Here is a 4,073-nt window from a genome sequence, read left to right on the forward strand (position 1 = left end):
GGTCAGTTTTGTATACGGATTCAGGATCCCAAGACACCCACGACCTTCTCTTCACTTCTACTATATAAAAAATAGTAGTGCGAACCAATGCCTTGGTCTGCACTACTAATCTTAGTATGTTTTGTATCGATTGGAAAAGAAGAAAAAAGTAATCTTTAATCATATATATGGCCTTATATTCACTCAGTTCTCGTTTCTTTTTCATAAGAAGTAATTGCCGCATTTGAAACATGGTAGAAGAACAAAGTAGAATGGCAATCAGTTGCCCATACAAATGGCATTCCAATCGTTCTCGTTTTATTTTTTTACAATGATGAATATGAAAGAATGATTTCCATGTTTTAAATAAAATCTCGATTTGCCAACGTAAAGAATACCAATCATGTACTTGTCCCATCGGGACAATATCTATAGGGGTATTTGTCATATATACATTGATACCGCTTAGTCGTTTACTACGAGCAGAATACTTCATTCCTTTCTTTTTTTCTCTTACCGTTTGATCATGTAATCGTTTTCGTTGCTGTTCTTTTGTTAGTCGATGAACAATCATACGAGCTGGTACTTTATCAGTCATTCCCACATAAGCGTCGGATATTTCATATGTTTGTCCTGGCTGAAGAGAATTCATTAAAACCTCCATATCTATTTGGATATACTCTGTACCCTTCTTAATTCTGCCATCTTGAAAATAATCAGGGTTTGGATTTTTTTGATAAATACGTGTATTCGATTTGATACGTGAGATATAATAAGCCTTTTTATCTTGTATATGTTGAAGATCTTTCAAATGAAAATAACCTAAGTCTCGGATACATAAATCATTCGCTGTTACAGTTGGGGCACACAGGGAACCGTAGGTTCGATCATGTTGTTTACCTGGACCTGTATGAATATGAAGGAATTGTCCACTTAATAAATCATACTCAAGCTGTATCTTTACTCCCGCTGTATGGCTGCATCCTCCCGCACCAGGATAAATTGATGAAAATATATCCGGAAGTTGAAATGCAGTTGAATCTAAAATACGAATACGCTTGAAAACAGAAGTATATGGATAAGAAATTGGCATAGATGAGGTCAGTTTTTGGTTTAGTAGTTCAGTTAATAGGTGTTGTAAAAATTGAACAGCCGCTTTATTAAATCGTTGATTCAAGCCCTCAGGGCTGATGAGTACTTCTGTTGATGCTTCTAAACAGCTAGATAACTGAGTTAAAGAAGTCATAGCTACATTTTGGCTCACCCGTACACATAAAGCGACTAAATCTTTTGCTTGGTACTTACTGGTTCGTTGTACAAAGCCAACATCTCTAGCAAGATTTCGTAAGGCATTTGGAGATAGGGCACTTTGAATCTCTTGAGCAAATAGTTGTAATTCGTTAGACACAGAAACAGACATAAAAAACGCCATCCTTTCCTATGATTCTACAGAAAGAATAGCGTATTTTTTCATTATTTTATAGTAAAATAGATCTCATGGTATGAATGTACAATTTAGATATTTGCCCAATGAACCATATGCTTTTAGAACTGAGAAAGACCTTGAAACAAATAAGTTATATATTTAAGACAGTAATGTTCCAAGCAGTATAGATGGGAACGTCAAGAACTTAAATGATTTAAGATTCACACTATATAAAAGTTGAAGTATACGACTAAGGAAAGAGTGCTTTGCAGTGTGCTGCATATTCAATAATTAACCTTACGTAGGGAGTGCTTATATGAAAAGCATGAAAAATGTAATATTGCTAGTAGTATGTTTCATATTTTTAAGTGGTTGTAATCAAGTTAATGAAGATGAGGTACAAAAATATATAAAAGAAAAACACGGAATCGATGTTGTTGTAACACATATGAGCCCTTTAAATGAAAATAATATGGGACATGCATACCATACTGTGCAAGTAAAGAATAATAAAAATATTCAATTTCGAGTAGAGGTAGATGGTCTCTTCTATTCATCCATAAAAAGTGATGAATACAAATATGGAAAAAAAACATATGAGGCATATCAGAAATTCCAACCAACTCTAGAAGAAATAAAAAAGTTAGGGTACGTGGAAATTAAAACTGATAACACTCTTCAATATTTGTCAGAGGATAGAAGGTCAGATGAAGGAAAACCAACTAATGAATTATTATTAACTTTGCAAATGAGTAACGAGATTGACTTTAGCCAATTTGAATCAGTAGAATTAGATCGTTTATATACTCTATTTCAACTCATCCAGAAAAATAATAAAAAGATAACAGAACTTGAAATTAAGGATTATAATGGAAAATCTTTAGGTGGACCTTTTAAAAATGTGCAAAAAATGATAACAAAAGAAGAGCTGTTATTAACAATGAAAAAAACGATGAACAATACGATAGACATTTATTTGGAAAATTGGATTAAAAATCATACAAAAATAGAAGAGAGATTAATTGCAATTCAAAACAATCGTTTTGAATTACAAGGTATTACTTATGCAAATTTGGAATATATGGATGTTCGAGGATATAAGGTGAATTTAATTATTAATACCGGTAGTAATGAATTTGAAAATAATCCCCTTGTAATTAAAGATTTAATCAAGATAACCACAATCCTTAAAGAAGAACTATATAATAAAAAATTTCAGATATACTTACAAACTAAGAATGGAACAAGATATACACCTTGGTTATCATCAGAAGAAATTAAAAAAGCTATTAACATCGAAGAACTTGTAAAAGAGCGATATCCTAAGAATTAAATTTAAAGTACTGTTGCTGTTTGTTATTTGATGGGAAAGCATGATATTTCGATTTGTTCCGCCAGCTTGCAAATTAGGGTTCTGTTGTAAAGTTTATTAACAGGTAGAAAGTTAGAATAAGTATAGTCGGATCTGATTTAAGAGGAAGTACGACATCATCTTAAATTAGGGGCACAGACACATGCCCATCAACCCAAAGTTTTATTACACCCCCAGAACGAAATTTTTAGGATTTCTTGTAACGAAAAAGCTTATTTATCGTTTTGGGGGTGAACTGTTTTCTTAGGTTGATGGCAATGGGGTAGCACCAACAAAACGCGAATTATGTACGCTAAGCAAAAATATAATAAGCTGTCCATATGGACAGCTTATTTACATAATTCTCGTTATTGGAAGTTACTTTTCAATTATTAATAGACGGTCAAGTTGAGTTTCGTGATAACTCTACAGGCTTAAAGTGTTCAACCGTTGGAAATGGATCATAAAAGTGATGCAATAATGCTTTCCACTCTTGATATTGTTCAGATTGACGAAATCCTATCGTGTGGTCTTCTAAAGTTTCCCATTGCACAAGGAGCAAATATTTTCCTTTCTGCTCCATACAGCGTTGTAATTCATGATTTATGTATCCTGGCATGGAAGAGATGATTGAGGATGCTTGCTTAAATACTGATTCATACTCCGTCTCCATACCGTCTTTTATTTGCAACATGACTGCTTCTAAAATCATTTTGAAGTTCTCCTCCTTTTCTTAATTGTACCATGTGAGGGGAACGCTGGATGAGGAGTTTTGATGTATAACATATACACGTGAAGTTAACATAACGTCCTATTATTAACAATCGTATATTCGTTAAAAGCTTTTTGGGATAGTTACGATCCTATTGGGAACATTAAATTTTATGGAGGTGATTGTAATGAATAATAACAAACAACCAAACAAAACTTCTGTAGGAACAAATGCTGCATCTAACAAATTTGGAACGGAATTTGCTAGTGAAACAGATGTACAAGCAGTAAAACAACAAAACGCTCAAGCAGAAGCTAAAAAGAACCAACAATCTAGCCAACAATAAAGAGTTAAGAAACAAAGGATATTTTCTATAATTGTGGGAAATACCCTTTGAGTAAACTATTCAAGATGCGATAAAGCATCATTTATGGAACCAAATTACGTAATAGAAAAAGACTACTTCTTTTAACTGGGATGAAGTGCACCCCAATTGTTAGACACATAACTAACAATTGGAGGTGCATTTTTTATGGCTAAATTTTCTTCAAAAGATAAAATACAAGCAGTAAAACGATATCTAGAAGGTACGGAAGGCGGAAAAA

Annotated in this window: 4 protein-coding genes; 2 read left to right on the forward strand and 2 right to left on the reverse strand. The window is 33.1% G+C overall.

Annotated features, from left to right (window positions below):
• A partial coding sequence (locus D1166_RS30725; protein ID WP_118043546.1) for an IS4 family transposase occupies positions 1-1,399 on the reverse strand: 1,399 nt, incomplete at its 3' end.
• 322 nt (positions 1,400-1,721) lie between these two features.
• On the opposite strand from D1166_RS30725, the gene D1166_RS30730 reads away from it, so the two are divergent.
• Positions 1,722-2,738, forward strand: coding sequence for a hypothetical protein (locus D1166_RS30730; protein WP_065845861.1), 1,017 nt, complete (start codon positions 1,722-1,724; stop codon positions 2,736-2,738).
• 421 nt (positions 2,739-3,159) lie between these two features.
• Here D1166_RS30730 and D1166_RS30735 read toward each other — a convergent pair whose 3' ends face one another.
• Positions 3,160-3,468 carry an antibiotic biosynthesis monooxygenase family protein gene (locus tag D1166_RS30735; protein WP_000599690.1) on the reverse strand — a complete coding sequence of 103 codons (309 nt, stop codon included), beginning with the start codon at positions 3,466-3,468 and terminating at the stop codon, positions 3,160-3,162.
• A 172-nt stretch (positions 3,469-3,640) separates the two neighbouring features.
• Between D1166_RS30735 and D1166_RS30740 the strand changes: the two genes are divergently transcribed.
• Entirely contained in the window at positions 3,641-3,814 is a 174-nt protein-coding gene (locus tag D1166_RS30740) for a gamma-type small acid-soluble spore protein (RefSeq protein ID WP_002001652.1), read from the forward strand.
• Positions 3,815-4,073 lie beyond the last annotated feature (259 nt).

The sequence above is a fragment of the Bacillus sp. ISO11 genome (assembly GCF_003458115.1).
Taxonomy (GTDB): domain Bacteria; phylum Bacillota; class Bacilli; order Bacillales; family Bacillaceae_G; genus Bacillus_A; species Bacillus_A cereus.